13 protein-coding genes are annotated in these 15,457 nt (G+C 72.9%); 9 read left to right on the top strand and 4 right to left on the bottom strand.

Translation table 11 applies throughout. The features are described from left to right. Window positions 1-21 precede the first annotated feature (21 nt). From AQJ58_RS15930 to AQJ58_RS15895, 8 genes are all read left to right on the top strand, one after another. Complete coding sequence (locus AQJ58_RS15930; RefSeq protein WP_067250485.1) at window positions 22-1,017, top strand: helix-turn-helix transcriptional regulator; 996 nt, start codon at window positions 22-24, stop codon at window positions 1,015-1,017. An 18-nt stretch (window positions 1,018-1,035) separates the two neighbouring features. After that, a complete protein-coding gene (locus AQJ58_RS15925; protein ID WP_234360067.1) occupies window positions 1,036-2,190 on the top strand; it encodes a helix-turn-helix transcriptional regulator in 1,155 nt (384 codons plus the stop codon). A gap of 8 nt (window positions 2,191-2,198) precedes the next feature. Next, window positions 2,199-2,489, top strand: coding sequence for a hypothetical protein (locus AQJ58_RS42505; protein WP_067250484.1), 291 nt, complete (start codon window positions 2,199-2,201; stop codon window positions 2,487-2,489). Window positions 2,490-2,508: 19 nt separating this feature from the next. After that, window positions 2,509-2,703: a hypothetical protein gene (locus tag AQJ58_RS15915; protein WP_067250482.1), complete on the top strand. Its 195-nt coding sequence runs from the start codon at window positions 2,509-2,511 to the stop codon at window positions 2,701-2,703. A 284-nt stretch (window positions 2,704-2,987) separates the two neighbouring features. Then, the gene (tatA, locus tag AQJ58_RS15910; RefSeq protein WP_067250480.1) at window positions 2,988-3,275 is read left to right on the top strand and encodes a Sec-independent protein translocase subunit TatA; all 288 of its coding nucleotides are present in this window, start codon (window positions 2,988-2,990) and stop codon (window positions 3,273-3,275) included. A gap of 47 nt (window positions 3,276-3,322) precedes the next feature. Continuing rightward, window positions 3,323-4,267, top strand: coding sequence for a twin-arginine translocase subunit TatC (tatC, locus tag AQJ58_RS15905; RefSeq protein ID WP_067250477.1), 945 nt, complete (start codon window positions 3,323-3,325; stop codon window positions 4,265-4,267). A gap of 142 nt (window positions 4,268-4,409) precedes the next feature. Further along, window positions 4,410-7,262, top strand: a complete 2,853-nt coding sequence (locus AQJ58_RS15900) for a DEAD/DEAH box helicase (RefSeq protein WP_067250475.1) — start codon at window positions 4,410-4,412, stop codon at window positions 7,260-7,262. A gap of 122 nt (window positions 7,263-7,384) precedes the next feature. After that, entirely contained in the window at window positions 7,385-7,720 is a 336-nt protein-coding gene (locus AQJ58_RS15895; RefSeq protein ID WP_234360066.1) for a beta-Ig-H3/fasciclin, read from the top strand. Here the strand turns inward: AQJ58_RS15895 and atzF are convergent. The 4 genes from atzF to AQJ58_RS15875 all read right to left on the bottom strand — a co-directional run bounded on the left by atzF (window position 7,696) and on the right by AQJ58_RS15875 (window position 14,422). Further along, complete coding sequence (gene atzF, locus AQJ58_RS15890; protein WP_067250932.1) at window positions 7,696-9,363, bottom strand: allophanate hydrolase; 1,668 nt, start codon at window positions 9,361-9,363, stop codon at window positions 7,696-7,698. The two genes, AQJ58_RS15895 and atzF, sit on opposite strands and share 25 nt — an antisense overlap. A 111-nt stretch (window positions 9,364-9,474) precedes the next feature. Then, complete coding sequence (locus AQJ58_RS15885) at window positions 9,475-12,981, bottom strand: 5-oxoprolinase/urea amidolyase family protein (RefSeq protein ID WP_067250473.1); 3,507 nt, start codon at window positions 12,979-12,981, stop codon at window positions 9,475-9,477. Beyond that, window positions 12,978-13,598, bottom strand: coding sequence for an urea amidolyase associated protein UAAP2 (locus AQJ58_RS15880; protein WP_067250470.1), 621 nt, complete (start codon window positions 13,596-13,598; stop codon window positions 12,978-12,980). The genes AQJ58_RS15885 and AQJ58_RS15880 overlap by 4 nt, the downstream gene beginning before the upstream one ends. Further along, a complete protein-coding gene (locus AQJ58_RS15875; protein WP_067250467.1) occupies window positions 13,595-14,422 on the bottom strand; it encodes an urea amidolyase associated protein UAAP1 in 828 nt (275 codons plus the stop codon). The genes AQJ58_RS15880 and AQJ58_RS15875 overlap by 4 nt, the downstream gene beginning before the upstream one ends. 151 nt (window positions 14,423-14,573) lie before the next feature. On the opposite strand from AQJ58_RS15875, the gene AQJ58_RS15870 reads away from it, so the two are divergent. Continuing rightward, complete coding sequence (locus AQJ58_RS15870; protein ID WP_067250465.1) at window positions 14,574-15,209, top strand: TetR/AcrR family transcriptional regulator; 636 nt, start codon at window positions 14,574-14,576, stop codon at window positions 15,207-15,209. The last annotated feature ends 248 nt before the right edge of the window (window positions 15,210-15,457 follow it).

Below are 15,457 nucleotides of genomic sequence, written 5' to 3'. Positions count from 1 at the left end.
AAGGGGAGGCGAAGGGCGTCGATGGCCATTGCCAAGGCTGAGCGGCTGATGAACCTCGCGCTGTGTCTGCTGGGCACGCGCAGGCCGTTGAGCAAGCGTGAGCTGCGTGACTCCATCGAGGCCTATGTCGAGGCGTCCCGCTCGGGCGGGGGTGCCTCGCGGGCGGAGGCCGGGGCCGCCAGTGACGACTCCTTCAACCGGATGTTCGAGCGGGACAAGGACGATCTGCGCGAGCTGGGCCTGGTCATCGAGACCGTGGAGAGCCTGGACGGCGAGATCGGCTATCTGGCGCGCCGGGACAGCAACCGGCTGCCGCCGATCACCCTGGACGCCGAGGAGGCCGCCGCTCTCGGTCTGGCCGCGAAGGTGTGGCAGCAGGCCCGGCTCGCGGGCGCGGCGAGCGGCGCGCTGCAGAAGCTGCGCGCGGCCGGATTGCCCGAGGACGTCGATCCGTACGAGGCGCACGGCGCGCTGGAGCCGAGGATCCCCGTGCACGAGGCGGCCTTCGAGCCGCTGATGCTGGCCTGCCGGGACCGCCGGCCGGTGGTGTTCGACTACCGCAAGGCCACCGCCGCCCGTCCCGAGCCCCGCCATGTGGAGCCGTGGGCCCTGGAGTGCTGGCGCGGGCACTGGTATCTCGCGGGCTTCGACCGGGAGCGCGGTGCCGAGCGGGTGTTCCGGCTGTCGCGGATCACCGGCCGGGTCCGCTCGCGCGGGGCGGGTTTCACCGTGCCCGTCCCCGATGTCGTGACGGTCCGGGAGACCGTGGCGAGCTGGGCGGGGGAGACCGCGGACCGCAGCGCGCTGATCCGGCTGCGCACCGGCGCCGGGTACCCCTTGCGGGCGAAGGCCACGGCCGTCCGGGAACTCGGTGACGGCTGGGACGAGTTGGAGATTCCGTACGGGCACGGGCTGGACGCCTGGCTGGTGGAGTTCGGGCCGGACGTGGTCGTGCTGGAGCCCGCGGAGCTGCGGGCGGACGTCGTGGACCGGCTGCGGGCCGTGGCCAAGGGCTGAGGGGGAGCGGAGCAAGACGTGGCAGGCAAACCGGTCAGGCCGGCGAACGCGATCGACCAGACCCGTCGGATGCTCTCCCTGGTGACCTATCTCAGGGAGCGCCCGGGGGCGCGGATCGAGGACGTGGCGCGCGCCTTCGGCATCACGGAGGACGAGCTGGTCTCGGACCTCGATGTGCTGCCCATGTGCGGCACCAGCTTCCGCGGTGGCGATCTGCTCGACATCGACACCGACGGTGAGCGCATCTGGTGGCACAATCCGGCGGCGCTGGGCGCGGACGCCGCGGAGCCGCTGCGGCTGGCGGCCGACGAGGCGACCGCGCTGCTGGTGGCGGCGCGCGCGGTGGCGACGCTGCCCGGTCTGCGGGAGGGCGACCGGCAGGCCCTGCTGCGGGCGACGGCGAAGGTCGAGGCGGCGGCCGGTGAGGCGGCGGGCGCGAGTGCGCGGCTGTCGGTGACGTTCGAGTCCGAGGGCGGGGTCTTCGCGGACGTCGACCGGGCGATCTCCGAGCGCCGCCGGCTGTGGATCCGCTACTACTCTCCGGCACGCGACGAGCTCAGCGAGCGCGAGATCGACCCCATCCGTCTGGTCAGCGTCGGGCACACGTACGTGGAGGCGTGGTGCCGCCGCTCCGAGGCGCGGCGCACGTTCCGGCTGGACCGGGTCGCCGAGATCAGGATCCTGGACGAGCCGTCGGCGCCGCCGGAGATCGAGCTGCGTGATCTGTCGGAGGCGCTGGTGCAGCCCGCCGCCGAGGATCCGGAGGTCGTGGTCGAGGTGGGTCCGGGCGGTCGCTGGGTCGCCGAGTACTACCCGCACGACAGCGCCGATGAGCTTCCCGACGGTGGGCTGCGTATCACTCTGCGCACGCCCGACCCGGCCTCGCTCAGGCGGCTGGCCCTGCGGCTCGGTCGCGACGGCCGGATCGTCTCGCCGCCGGACCTGGCGGGCAGCGCCCGCCGGGCCGCCCGCGAGGCGCTGGCCGCGTACGACGGCATCGAGGCGTCGGCGGCGGCCGAGGTCCCGGCGGCGCCCGAGGTGCCGTCGGCCCGCGGTGACGAGCGGCGCGGCGGTCCGGTCGACGGCCGGTCCGGCGGCCCGGCCGAGGTGCCGGACGGCGTGCGGTACGACGGGCCGGCCGAGGGGCGGTCCGAGGCGCGGTCGAAGGGGTAGGAGGAGCGGTGAGCGAGTCGGTGGCGTCCGGTGCGCGGGGCATCTCGGTGGCTTCGGCGTTCGCGGGCATGCGCAGTGTGGGGCCGGTGACGTTCCGGGCGGGCTGCCCGGACTGCCGTGGGTATTTCGAGCTGGCGGCGGGCGCTCTGCGGCTGGCCATCGGCGCCACCAGCCGCACCACGTTCTACTCGTTCACCTGCCCCGACTGCGGGGTGGCGGTGCGCAAGCCGGCCGGTGAGCGGATCGTGGAGCTGCTGCTGGGCGGCGGGGTGCGCACCCTGCGGCTCCAGGCGCCGTAGCAGGGTCTAGGCTCGCCTCATGTTCTGGCCGATGTTCGCGGTAGCCGTGGGTTTCGTGGGTCTCGCCGTCCTCGCGGCCTTCGCCGTACGGGTCTTCGTGGAGGCGCGGCGGCTGGGCCGGCAGGTCACGGAGTCCGCCCGGCGGATCAGCCGGGCCGCCGAGGAGCTGGAGCGGGCGTCGGTGAGCGTGGCCGGTGCCGTGGACGCGCTGTGAGGGGCGCCGTGCCGGCCCCGGTGCAGGGCTGTGGTGGTTCTGTGAGTCCGCCACCGAATGCGTTTTGGGCCACTTCGCCCTCCCGCCGTGGCGGCGTGGGCGGGTAGTGTGCAGATCGCGGCCCGGAGAACGAGGCCCGGACCGCGGATCGGGAGTACGCACGGGGATTGCCTCGCGTTCACCCCTGAGCGTTACGATCGCTGCCAGCACGATCGTTCGGACATCTGTCCGACCAGTCGGACAGGACCCCCACCCCAGCCGCCTCGGTGAGAAGGTAAAGACTTATGTTCGGAAGGCTCGGCGCCCCCGAGATCATTCTCATCCTCGTCGTCATCATCCTGCTGTTCGGCGCGAAGAAGCTTCCGGACATGGCCCGCTCGCTCGGCAAGTCCGCGCGCATCCTCAAGAGCGAGGCCAAGGCGATGAAGGAAGAGGGCAACAGCACCGCCACTCCGGCGGGCCCGCCGAACCCCGGCGAGCAGCCGCCCGCGCAGCGCACCATCCAGGCCGCCCCCGGCGATGTGACCAGCTCCCGCCCGGTCACCGAGCCGACGGACACGACCCAGCGCTGACGCAGGGCCGGTGACCTCCGGCCCGCTGTACGAGATGAGGATGTGGGTTGCTCAAGTCTGCCCGCAAGCAGGAGAAGGACCCCGAGGGGCGGATGCCCCTCGCGGATCACCTTCGTGAGCTGCGCAACCGGCTCGGGAAGTCGGTCCTGGCCATTGTGGTCGGGGCGACTGTCGCCGCTGTCTACTACCAGGACATCATCAATCTCCTCACCCACCCCATCCAGGAGGCGGTGGGCTGCTCCAGGCCGTTCTCGGAGCTGGCGAAGGAGAGCGACGGGGCCTGCGGCAACATCACGATGTCGGGCCTCATGGGTCCCTTCACGCTGATGATCAAGGTGTCCCTGACGGCCGGTGTGGTGGTCGCCAGCCCGGTGTGGCTCTACCAGCTCTGGGCGTTCATCGCGCCCGGCCTGCACAAGCACGAGCGGAAGTACGCCTACGCCTTCGTCGGCAGCGGCGTCCCCCTGTTCCTCGCCGGCGCGTGGTTCTCGTACCACGTGCTGCCCGCGGCCGCGACCGTGCTGCTCGGCTTCACTCCGGACGGAGCGGTGAACCTGCTGCCGCTGGACGACCTGCTCGACCTAGTGACCCGCATGGTGATCGTCTTCGGTCTCTCCTTCGAGCTGCCCCTGCTGCTGGTGATGCTCAACCTGACCGGGCTCATCGGCGGCCGACGGATGCTCGGCTGGTGGCGGGGCATGATCCTCGGTGTCACCATCTTCGCGGCCTTCGCCACCCCGACCGTCGACCCGGTGTCGATGCTCTCGCTTGCCGCGCCGATCATCGTGCTGTACTTCCTCGCCACGGGCTTCGCCCTGCTGAACGACAGGCGCAAGCGTCGGCTGGAGGCCGAGGGCCCCGCCGACGACGAGGCCTCCGAGCTGGATCTCACCCCCGAGGCGATCGGCGAGGTCGAGTCCGTGTCCCCGGGCCGTGCCCTGCCCGAGCAGGCGGGCCCGGAGCGCGTCAACGGATACGACGACGTCACCTGATCCCCGGATGCCTGAGCGGCCGGCGCGCACACCCTGTGCGGCCGGCCGCTTCGGCGTCCTGGCGCGCACCGTGGCCGGGGCGGTACGCACCGTAGGCCCCTGAACTGCGTGATCACAGGTTTCGCCGGCACCGATCGGGATATTGATCGTCCTGTTGTCACAGGCTCCCGGTACGCTCGAAAGCACGATGACAGACGACCTCTCCCCGGCCGAGCGGTACGCGGCGGCGCGCAGTCGTGCCGCCGAGCAGGCCACCGCGCTCGCGTCCTTCCGCGAGATGTACGACTTCGGTCTCGACCCCTTCCAGATCGAGGCATGTCAGGCACTCGAGGCGGGCAAGGGCGTCCTGGTGGCCGCCCCCACCGGCTCCGGCAAGACGATCGTGGGCGAGTTCGCCGTCCACCTCGCCCTGCAACAGGGCAAGAAGTGCTTCTACACGACCCCCATCAAGGCCCTGTCGAACCAGAAGTACTCCGATCTGTGCCGCCGTTACGGCGCCGAGAAGGTCGGCCTGCTCACCGGTGACAACAGCGTCAACTCCGACGCCCCGGTGGTCGTGATGACCACCGAGGTCCTGCGGAACATGCTGTACGCCGGCTCGCAGACCCTCCTCGGCCTCGGGTACGTGGTGATGGACGAGGTGCATTACCTCTCCGACCGCTTCCGGGGCGCGGTCTGGGAGGAGGTGATCATCCACCTCCCCGAGTCGGTCACCCTGGTCTCCCTCTCCGCGACCGTGTCCAACGCCGAGGAGTTCGGCGACTGGCTGGACACCGTCCGCGGCGACACCGAGGTGATCGTCTCCGAGCACCGGCCCGTGCCGCTGTTCCAGCACGTGCTGGCCGGACGCCGGATGTACGACCTGTTCGAGGAGGGCGAGGGCCACCGCAGGGCGGTCAACCCCGATCTCACCCGGCTGGCCAGGATGGAGGCCAGCCGGCCCTCCTACCAGGACCGCAGACGCGGCAGAGCCATGCGCGAGGCCGACCGGGAGCGGGAGCGGCGCCAGCGGTCCCGGGTGTGGACCCCGGGGCGGCCCGAGGTCATCGAGCGCCTCGACGCCGAGGGCCTGCTGCCCGCGATCACCTTCATCTTCAGCCGTGCCGCCTGCGAGGCAGCCGTCCAGCAGTGCCTGTACGCCGGGCTGCGGCTCAACGACGAGGACGCCCGGGCCGAAGTGCGCACCCTGGTCGAGGAGCGCACGGCCGCGATCCCGCGGGAGGACCTGCACGTCCTCGGCTACTACGAGTGGCTGGAGGGCCTCGAACGCGGGATCGCCGCCCACCACGCGGGCATGCTGCCGACGTTCAAGGAGGTCGTCGAGGAACTGTTCGTCCGCGGGCTGGTCAAGGCCGTGTTCGCGACGGAGACCCTCGCGCTCGGCATCAACATGCCCGCCCGGTCGGTGGTCCTGGAGAAGCTCGTCAAGTGGAACGGCGAGCAGCACGCCGACATCACCCCCGGTGAGTACACCCAGTTGACGGGGCGTGCGGGGCGCCGCGGCATCGACGTCGAGGGTCATGCCGTGGTGCTGTGGCAGCGCGCCATGAACCCCGACCACCTCGCGGGACTGGCCGGCACCCGCACGTACCCACTGCGCTCCAGCTTCAAGCCGTCGTACAACATGGCGGTCAACCTGGTGGAGCAGTTCGGGCGGCACCGGTCGCGGGAGCTGCTGGAGACCTCCTTCGCCCAGTTCCAGGCGGACCGTTCGGTCGTGGGGATCTCCCGGCAGGTGCAGCGCAACGAGGAGGGACTCGAGGGTTACAAGGCCTCCATGACCTGCCACCTCGGCGACTTCGAGGAGTACGCCCGGCTGCGGCGTGAACTCAAGGACCGGGAGACCGAGTTGGCCCGGCAGGGCGCGGTCGAGCGGCGGGCGGAGGCGGCCGTCGCCCTGGAGAAGCTCAAGCCGGGCGACGTCATCCACGTACCGACGGGCAAGTACGCCGGTCTGGCGCTGGTCCTGGACCCCGGGCTGCCGGCCGGGCGGGCCAACGGACACCGCGGCTTCGACCAGCACGACGGCCCGCGCCCCCTGGTGCTGACGGCCGAACGGCAGGTCAAGCGGCTGGCGTCGATGGACTTCCCGGTGCCGGTCGAGGCGTTGGAGCGGATGCGGATCCCGAAGTCCTTCAACCCGCGTTCCCCGCAGTCCCGTCGGGACCTGGCGTCCGCGCTGCGCACCAAGGCCGGGCACATCCCGCCGGAGCGGGCCCGCAAGAAGCGGTCGCAGGCCGCCGACGACCGCGAGATCGCGCGGCTGCGCGCGGCGATCCGGGCGCACGCCTGCCACGGGTGCGCCGAGCGTGAGGACCACGCCCGGTGGGCCGAGCGCTACCACCGGCTGCTGCGGGACACCTCGCAGCTGGAGCGGCGGATCGAGGGACGCACCAACACCATCGCCCGGACCTTCGACCGGATCGTCGCGCTGCTGACCGAACTCGACTATCTGCGGGGCGACGAGGTCACCGACGACGGCAAGCGGCTGGCCCGGCTCTACGGCGAGCTGGATCTGCTGGCCAGCGAGTGCCTGCGGGCCGGGGTGTGGGAGGGGCTCGCCCCCGCCGAACTCGCCGCCTGCGTCTCCGCGCTGGTGTACGAGGCGCGCGTCGGGGACGACGCGATGGCCCCGAAGCTGCCGTCCGGCAAGGCCAAGGCCGCCCTGGGCGAGATGGTCCGGATCTGGGGGCGCCTGGACGCCCTGGAGGAGGACTTCCGGATCAACCAGACCGAAGGGGTCGGGCAGCGTGAGCCCGATCTCGGGTTCGCCTGGGCCGTGTACATGTGGGCGTCCGGTAAGGGTCTCGACGAGGTGCTGCGGGAGGCGGAGATGCCGGCCGGTGACTTCGTGCGCTGGTGCAAGCAGGTCATCGACGTGCTCGGACAGATCTCCGCGGCGGCTCCGACGGAGGGGTCCACCGTGGCCAGGGCGGCGCGCAAGGCGGTCGAGCAGGTGCTGCGCGGGGTCGTCGCCTACTCCTCGGTGGGCTGACGCCGGGAGCGGGTGGGGGAGCACCGCGCAAGGTTCGCGCAAGGTGCTCCCCGGACCATCGGGTTCATCACCGCCGGGCGGACGGCTCGGCGGTCGGCGAACACCCGAGGGAGACCATGCCCATGCCTGTGTCCTTGCCCAAGTCCCCGCGTCTGCGCGGTGCGTTCGTCCGGGGCGCGGCCGTCACCGCCGCCGTCGCGGGCGGTCTGGCCCTGTCCGCCCCCACCGCGAGCGCCGCCGTGGGGGACACCGCCCCCTCCTGCGTCAGCCGCACGGTGTACTCCACGCCGGACGGCTTCGACGTGCTGCTGGAGAACAAGTGCGCCAGCCAGATGAGCGTCAAGGTCATCGTGGACTACGGCGGCGACAGCAACTGCTACGTCATGTCCAAGAACACGGTCCAGGTCTTCGTGTACGAGGGGATCTTCGGCAGTTACCACAAGACCGTGCTGTGCTGAGCGAGCCGGTACGCCCGCCAGCCCCCGTACCGTGTGATGTCCTCGGCGTCCGTCAGGGCGCCCGGTTCGCACAGGAAGCCGGGGACGGCGGTGCCGTCGGCCAGTTCCACCCTGCCCAGGGTCATGGGGCGGGGCAGGGACGCCAGTAGCCGGCCCAGCCCTTCGGCGGGGAGGCGCCAGATCTCCACCTCGATCTGTGCGCCTCCCTCCCCCTCGTGCACCAGCCCCGGCTTCGGCGGGCTCGTGTCGAGGGCGTGCAGGCGGTAGACGGGGGCCGTGGTCGTCGTGCGCTCCAGCCGTGCGCCCAGGGCGAGGAGCTGGGGGTTCAGGGGCTGGCCCGTCAGGTGGGCGCCGACCACCGCGAGACGGGGCTCCGGCGGGAGCTGTCCGGCGATCCGTGCCAGGCGCTCGTCCGTGTGGGCGGGACCGATCAGCATCACGCCGAAGGGCAGGCCGTCCACCTCGCCGGCCGGGACGGCCACCGCCGCCAGGCCGAAGAGATTGGTGGAGTTGGTGAAGCGGCCGAGCCGGGCGTTGGCGCCCAGGGGGTCGGCGGCGACCTCGGCGAGGGTGGGGTGGCCGGGGGCGGTGGGCAGCAGGAGGGCGTCCGCGTCGGCCAGTTCGGCCAGCGCGCGGGTGCGCAGGGCGGCCAGCCGGTCCTGGTCCGCGAAGAGCCGGTGAGCCGGGACGTCCCGGGCGCGGGTGATGATGCCGGCGACCGTCGGGTCGAGACCTTCGCCGCCCTCCTCGATCACCTTGTCGACGAAGGCGCCCACGGCCGTGTAGCGCTCGGCGACGAAGGCGCCCTCGTAGAGCATCGCGGCCGCCTCGGTGAACGGGGTGAGGTCGAGGGGGCGGATCTCGGCCCCGGACGCCGCGAGGTGCGCCACCGCGGCTTCGTAGGCCTCGGCCCAGCCCTCGTCCAGTGCGCCGAGCTGGGCGAGCGGGGGGACCGCGATCCGCCAGGGGCCGGGGGTGCGGGCCGGGACGGTCGGGGGGACCGCGCCGGTCGTCATGTACGCCAGGGCCTCTTCCGCCTCCCGCAGGGTACGGGCGAACACCGTCACGCAGTCGAGCGAGGCGCAGGCCGGGACCACGCCCTCGGTGGGGACCAGGCCACGGGTGGGCTTGAGGCCGACGATGCCGTTGAAGGCGGCGGGCACCCGGCCCGAGCCCGCCGTGTCGGTGCCGAGGGCGAAGTCGACGAGGCCGAGGGCCACCGCGACGGCCGAACCGGAGCTGGAGCCGCCGCTGATGCGCAGGGGGTCGACGGCGCCGCGTACCGCCCCGTACGGGGAGCGGGTGCCCACCAGGCCGGTCGCGAACTGGTCCAGGTTCGTCGTGCCCAGCAGCAGGGCGCCCGCGGCCCGCAGGGAGGCCACCACAGGGGCGTCGGCGGCGGGCCGGTAGGCGTACGCGGGGCAGCCCGCCGTGGTGGGCAGGCCCGCCACGTCGATGTTGCCCTTGGCCGCGAAGAGACGGCCCGCGAGGGGAAGACGCTCGCCCCGCGCGACGCGGTCGTCGAGGGCGCGGGCCTCCGTCTCGACCTCGTCGCGCGGGCGCAGGTCGATCCAGATCTCCGGCCGGTCCACCGCCTCGATGCGGGCGTAGGCGGCACGGACCCGGGACAGGGTGCCGGACATCTCCTGCCGGGGCGCCTGCCGGCTCGCCCGATGCGCGGCCTGATGCGGAGCCTGATGCGGGGCCTGATGCGGGGTCCGGTTCGTCGCCTGGTTCATGGCCTGGTACCTCTTTCAGTTCGCGGCCGGGGCCAGGACGAGCAGTGCCGTCCCCGCCTCCACCTGGTCGCCGGGGCGGGCCAGGATCTCCGCCACCACGCCGGCCGTCGGAGCGTGCACCCTGGACTCCATCTTCATCGCCTCCAGCGCCAGCAGCGGCTGCCCCGCCGCCACCGCGTCGCCGGGCGACACGTTCACCTGCCAGACCGACGCGGCGAACTCGGCCTCGATCAGCCGGCCGCCCGCCGGGACGGCGACCTCGGCGGGGGGAGCGGGCGGCGCGGACGCGGCCTCGGCACGGGCGAACTCGCCCGCGGCCTCCCACGCGTCGCGCTCCGCCGTGAACGCCGTCTGCTGCCGCCGCCGGAACCGCGCGATGGAGTCGGCGTGTTCGGTGAGGAAGGCCTGGTGCTCCGCCAGGGAGAAGGTGCCCTCCTCGATCCGCGGCACGAACCGGCCGGAGACCAGGTCGGCGCGCAGGTCGAGGAGTTCGTCGGCGCCGACCGGGTACCAGCGGATGCGGTCGAAGAAGCGCAGCAGCCAGGGCGAGCCCGGCTCGAACGCGCCGCGCTGCTGCCACGCCGACCAGACCTGGGTCGTACGGCCCACGAACTGGTAGCCGCCGGGGCCCTCCATGCCGTATATGCAGAGGTAGGCGCCACCGATGCCGACCGAGTTCTCGGCCGTCCAGGTCCGGGCGGGGTTGTACTTCGTCGTCACCAGGCGGTGCCGGGGGTCCAGGGGGGTGGCGACGGGGGCGCCGAGGTAGACGTCACCGAGGCCCAGGACCAGGTACTCCGCCTCGAAGACCGTGTCGTAGACGTCCGCGACCGAGGCGAGGCCGTTGACGCGGCGGATGAACTCGATGTTCCACGGGCACCAGGGGGCGTCCTCGCGGACCCCGGCCATGTAGCGGGCGATGGCCTCGCGGGTCGCCGGGTCGTCCCAGGACAGGGGGAGGTGGACGGTGCGGGAGGGCACCACCAGTTCGTCCGTGGGCGGCAGGGCGCGCGCCATCCGCCGTACCGCCGTGAGGAGTTCGTGCTGGGGCAGCAGCGCCGGGTCGGTCCGGATCTGGAGGGAGCGGATGCCGGGGGTGAGGTCGCCGACGCCCGGCAGGGCGGCCGCGCCCACCGCCTCCATCAGGGCGTGGACCCGCATCCGCAGGGCCAGGTCCAGCTGCATCGGGCCGAACTCGACCAGCAGGTTGTCGTCGCCGCTGCGGCGGAAGGTGACGTCGCCGTCCCGGGCGAGGATCCCGCCGTCGACGATCGCGGGTCGGTCCGCGCCGTGCACGTCGACCGGGGTGAAGCGGACCGTGTCGCCCGGGCGGAGCTGGCCCAGTTTCCAGCGTTCGGAGCTGAGGACGGTCGCGGGGCACACGAACCCGCCGAGCGAGGGTCCGTCGGGGCCGAGCAGCACCGGCATGTCGCCGGTGTAGTCGACGGCGCCGACGGAGTACGGGGTGTCGTGGATGTTGGACGGGTGCAGCCCGGCCTCGCCGCCGTCGGTGCGGGCCCAGCGGGGCTTGGGGCCGACCAGCCGCACCCCGGTGCGGGCCGAGTTGAAGTGGACCTTCCAGTCGGCCGCGTAGAAGTCGTGGATGTCGTCCTCGGTGAAGAACTCCGGTGCGGCGTGCGGGCCTTCGACGGCGCCGAGGTGCCAGACGGAGCCGAAGGCCGGGCGGTCGGTGACCGGGGTGCCCTCGGTGACCTCGCCGCCGTGCAGGACGTCCCCGGTGCGCAGGGCCCGTCCGCCGTGCCCGCCGAACCGGCCCAGGGTGAAGGTGCTCGCGCTGCCGAGGAAGGAGGGCACGTCCAGCCCGCCGGCGAACAGGACGTAGGTGCGCAGTCCGTGCCCGACGGGCGCGCCGACCTCCAGCACCGCCCCGGCCGGGACCGTCACCGGCTCCCACTGGGGCACCGGGGTGCCGTCGACCGTCACCGGGGCCGGGGCACCGGTCACGCACACGGTCGTGGGGTGGGTGAACCGCAGCGAGGGTCCCTGGAGGGTGCATTCGAGACCGGGGGCGCCTTCGGGGTTGCCGAGCGCCCCGTTGCCGAGCCGGAAGGAGCGGTCGTCCATCGGGCCGGACGGCGGGACCCCGACCTGCCAGTGCCCGGTGCGGCCGGGCCAGTCCTGCACGGTGGTGAGGGTGCCGGCGGCGACGACCTCGATCCGCGGGGTCGGGTCGTGCACCTCGGCGAGGGTGGCCGTGGAATGGGTCGCCGTGGCGAACCGGGGGTCCGCGAGCGCCGCCCGCACCAGCCCCAGATTGGTCTCGATGCCGTCGACGCGGGTGTGCTCCAGCGCCTCGTCCAGGCGGCGCAGCGCCTCGGCGCGGTCCGCGCCGTGGGCGATCACCTTCGCGAGCATCGGGTCGTACGACGTCGTCACCTCGGTGCCGGTCTCCACCCAGCCGTCCACGCGGACGCCGCCGGGGAACTCGACCCGGGTCAGCAGGCCCGCGCCGGGCCGGTGGTCGCGGCTCGGGTCCTCGGCGTAGAGACGGGCCTCGACGGCGTGCCCGCGCGGGGGGCCGGGGTCGCGCACGACGTCCCGTTCGCCGCGGGCCAGGCGCAGCATCCAGGCGACGAGGTCGACGCCGTAGATCTCCTCGGTGACCGGATGCTCCACCTGGAGGCGGGTGTTGACCTCGAGGAACCAGGCCTCCTCGCGGGCCGCGTCGTAGACGAACTCGACGGTGCCGGCGGAGCGGTAGCCGACCGAGGCGCACAGGTCGCGGGCGGCGGCGGCCAGGCGCCGTCGCACGTGGTCGGGCAGGCCGGGGGCCGGGGCCTCCTCCAGGACCTTCTGGTTGCGGCGCTGGAGGGAGCAGTCACGGTCGCCGAAGGTGACGACCCGGCCCTCGCCGTCGCCGAAGACCTGCACCTCGACATGGCGGGCGTGTTCCACGAGCCGTTCCAGGAAGACGCCGGCCGAGGAGAAGGAGGCGGCGGCGACGCGCTGGACGCGTTCCCAGGCGTCGGTGAGTTCCTCGGGGGAGCGGCAGGCGGACATGCCGATGCCTCCGCCGCCGCCGGTGGCCTTGAGCATGACCGGATAGCCGACGGCCTCGGCCCGCGCGAGGGCCTCGGGGAGGTCCGGCAGGAGGCCGGTGCCCGGTGCCAGGGGCACCCCGGCCGCCTCGGCCGCCGCGCGGGCGGTGTGCTTGGCGCCGAACAGCTCCAGCTGTTCGGGTGTCGGTCCGACGAAGACGATCCCGGCGTCGGCGCAGCGGCGGGCGAAGGCCGCGTCCTCGGAGAGGAAGCCGTAGCCGGGGTGGATCGCGCCCGCGCCGGTGTCCTTGGCGGCCTTCAGCACGAGGTCGGCGTCGAGGTACGACTCCTTCGCCGGCGCCGGCCCGAGCCGTACCGCCTCGTCGGCGAGCCGGACGTGCGGGGCCGAGCGGTCGGGGTCGGAGTACACGGCGACGGTGGCGAGGCCGAGTGCGCGGGCGGTGCGCAGGATGCGGACGGCTATCTCGCCGCGGTTGGCGACGAGGAGCTTGGTGAAGGTCATGCGGGGCTCCCCGTGATCGTCATCTCCACGGCCGTCGGCTCGAAGCCGTTGCAGGGGTTGTTGATCTGGGGGCAGTTGGAGACCAGGACGAGGACGTCCCGTTCGGCGCGCAGGGCGAGGGAGAGGCCGGGGGCGGAGAGGCCGTCGACGATGCCGAGGGTGCCGTCCTTCTCGACGGGCACGTTCATGTACCAGTTGATGTTGGAGACCAGGTCCCGCTTGCCGAGGCCGTACCGGGCGCCCTCGGCGAGGAAGTTGTCCACGCACGCGTGCTGGGCGTACGTGTGGTGGCCGTAGCGCAGGGTGTTGGACTCCTTGGAGCAGGCGCCGCCGACGGTGTCGTGGCGGCCCACGGCGTCGGCGGTCATCGTCATCAGGGGGGTGTGCTCGTTGGACATCAGCACACTGCCCGTGGTGAGGAAGATGCCGCCCTGGGCGTGGATCGTGTCGGGGGCGCTGTAGCGCACGGACGTGTCGTGGGCGTCGTACACGAGGAAGTCGACGGCCTGGTTGCCGTGCAGGTCGGTGACGGTCAGCGTCTCGCCCTCGCGGACGACGGCGGACCAGGCGGCGCGGGCCGGGACGACGGTGGTGCGGGCCGGGACGGCGGTCTTCATGCGAGCCCCCTCGCGGTGAGGAATTCGGCGGTGTTGAGGAAGGCGCGGCGGCCTTCGGGGGTGGCGTCCCACAGGGGGTCGCCGGGGCGGGTGGGTGCCGCGCGCCAGGCGAGGACCTCCAGCGGGGTGCTGGTGTAGTCGGGGCGGGGGTCGCACGGGTGCGGGACGTTGGCGATCAGGACGGTGAGGTCCTGTTCGGCCCGCAGGGTGACGCTGCCGCCGGGGCCGGCCGAGCCGGTGAAGTCGAGGGTGCCGTCCTCACGTACGGCGACGCCCTGGAAGAAGGAGAGGGAGGGCGGCAGGTCGCGGGGTTCCAGGCCGTTTTTGGCGGCGGCCAGCTTGAACAGCTCGCGGCCGGCGGGGGAGGGGCCCTGCGGGGTGCCGTCGCCGTAGCGGGCGGTGTTGCGGGCCAGGGTGGAGGTGCCGGCGAGGGCGTCGTGCCGGCCGGAGGTGTCGGCGATCAGGGAGGCGAGGACGCGGCCCTGGTCGGAGAGGAGGAGCACGCCCTCGCCGAGGTAGGCGTTCCACTGGACCTTGACCGTGTCGGCGACGTTCAGCCGCTCCCAGGGGCGGCCGTCCACGTGGAGCAGCAGATGGGCGCAGGCGTCGCCGTGCAGGTCGGTCAGGCGCAGTTCGGTGCCGCGGGCGAGGACCCGGTGGGTGTAGTTGCCGCCCGCCACGGTCTCGGCCCACACCAGGTGGCCCGCCTCGCAGGGCGGGGCCGGCCAGTCGGCCGCCGGGACGACGGGCATGGCCTCGGCCCGGGTGCCCTCCTGGGCGCGGGCGTGGGCGCGTGCTCCGTACGTGGTCGCTGTCGCCGCCATCGTGGACCTCCGGCTGCCGGGAAGAGGTAATTTCTGTCGCTCGACAGAAATTAGGGGCGGGCCGGGTCGCGGGCATTGCCCGTGTGTTGCCGCTCGGTTACCGAGCCCTCACGAAGATCGCCGTCCGGCGCGGTGTGCGAGGATCGAACGCATGGGGACGAGCAAGGGGACCGGTGGGCGCCGGGTCGGCAGGCCGCGGGCCGCGCAGCGGCCGGACAGCGGTCTCGAGCCGCGCGCCGAACTGCTCGCCGCCGCCGCGGAGTTGTTCACCGTGAACGGCTACGCGGCCACCACCACCCGGGCCGTCGCCGAGCGGGCGGGGATGCGTCAGGCCTCCATGTACCACTACGTCTCCGGCAAGGAGGAACTCCTCGCCGCTCTGCTGGAGTCCACCGTCACGCCGTCGCTGGCGTACGCCCGCGCGCTGCTCGCCGAGGACGGACGGGCGGCCGAGGAGCGGCTGTGGGAGCTGTGCCGCACCGACGTGGAGCTGCTGTGCGGAGGGTCGCACAACCTCGGAGGGTTGTACCTGCTGCCCGAGGTGCGGACCGAGAGGTTCGCCGGATTCCATGCGGTGCGCGCCGAACTCAAGGACGCCTACCGGCAGCTGATCGCAGCGACGCCGGCGGGCGGCGCTCTCGCCAAGGGTGAGCTGGACCTGCGGACCGATCTCGTGTTCGGCCTCATCGAAGGCGTCATCCTGGTCCACCGCTCGGATCCCGAGCGGCCCGTCTCCGACTTCGCCCGCGCCACCGCCGACGCGGCCCTGCGCATCGCGGGGGCCTGAACACCGCCGGGAGTGACGGGCTCACCCGTCCGGGCGGGCCGGTTTCCGCACACCTGTCCCCGGTAACTGTGCGCGTTCGACTGGTGTCCGAGTGTGTAAATGGGGCCGAGGTTACTCCACTCGCACGGTCGGTTTCAGAGGGTTGCCGAATATGACACGGCGATGATCCGGTCGGACTAAGCTCGCCCGCGGCGCACCGAGTTGCGGTGTATTCGTGCGCCTGTTCCCTTTTGCTCCGAAGATACCGA

Origin of the sequence: Streptomyces sp. DSM 15324, assembly GCF_001514285.1 — a bacterium.
Lineage (GTDB): Bacteria > Actinomycetota > Actinomycetes > Streptomycetales > Streptomycetaceae > Streptomyces.
The sequence above is the reverse complement of the archived record's forward strand: the minus strand, read 5'-3'. Positions and strand labels throughout refer to the sequence as shown.

Coding starts and splice junctions, on each gene's coding strand:
- AQJ58_RS15930 (WP_067250485.1), top strand. CDS start 22: ATGGCCATTGCCAAGGCTGAGCGGCTGATGAACCTCGCGCTGTGTCTG.
- AQJ58_RS15915 (WP_067250482.1), top strand. CDS start 2,509: ATGTTCTGGCCGATGTTCGCGGTAGCCGTGGGTTTCGTGGGTCTCGCC.
- tatA (WP_067250480.1), top strand. CDS start 2,988: ATGTTCGGAAGGCTCGGCGCCCCCGAGATCATTCTCATCCTCGTCGTC.
- AQJ58_RS15895 (WP_234360066.1), top strand. CDS start 7,385: ATGCCTGTGTCCTTGCCCAAGTCCCCGCGTCTGCGCGGTGCGTTCGTC.
- atzF (WP_067250932.1), bottom strand. CDS start 9,363: ATGTCCGGCACCCTGTCCCGGGTCCGTGCCGCCTACGCCCGCATCGAG.
- AQJ58_RS15885 (WP_067250473.1), bottom strand. CDS start 12,981: ATGACCTTCACCAAGCTCCTCGTCGCCAACCGCGGCGAGATAGCCGTC.
- AQJ58_RS15880 (WP_067250470.1), bottom strand. CDS start 13,598: ATGAAGACCGCCGTCCCGGCCCGCACCACCGTCGTCCCGGCCCGCGCC.
- AQJ58_RS15875 (WP_067250467.1), bottom strand. CDS start 14,422: ATGGCGGCGACAGCGACCACGTACGGAGCACGCGCCCACGCCCGCGCC.
- AQJ58_RS15870 (WP_067250465.1), top strand. CDS start 14,574: ATGGGGACGAGCAAGGGGACCGGTGGGCGCCGGGTCGGCAGGCCGCGG.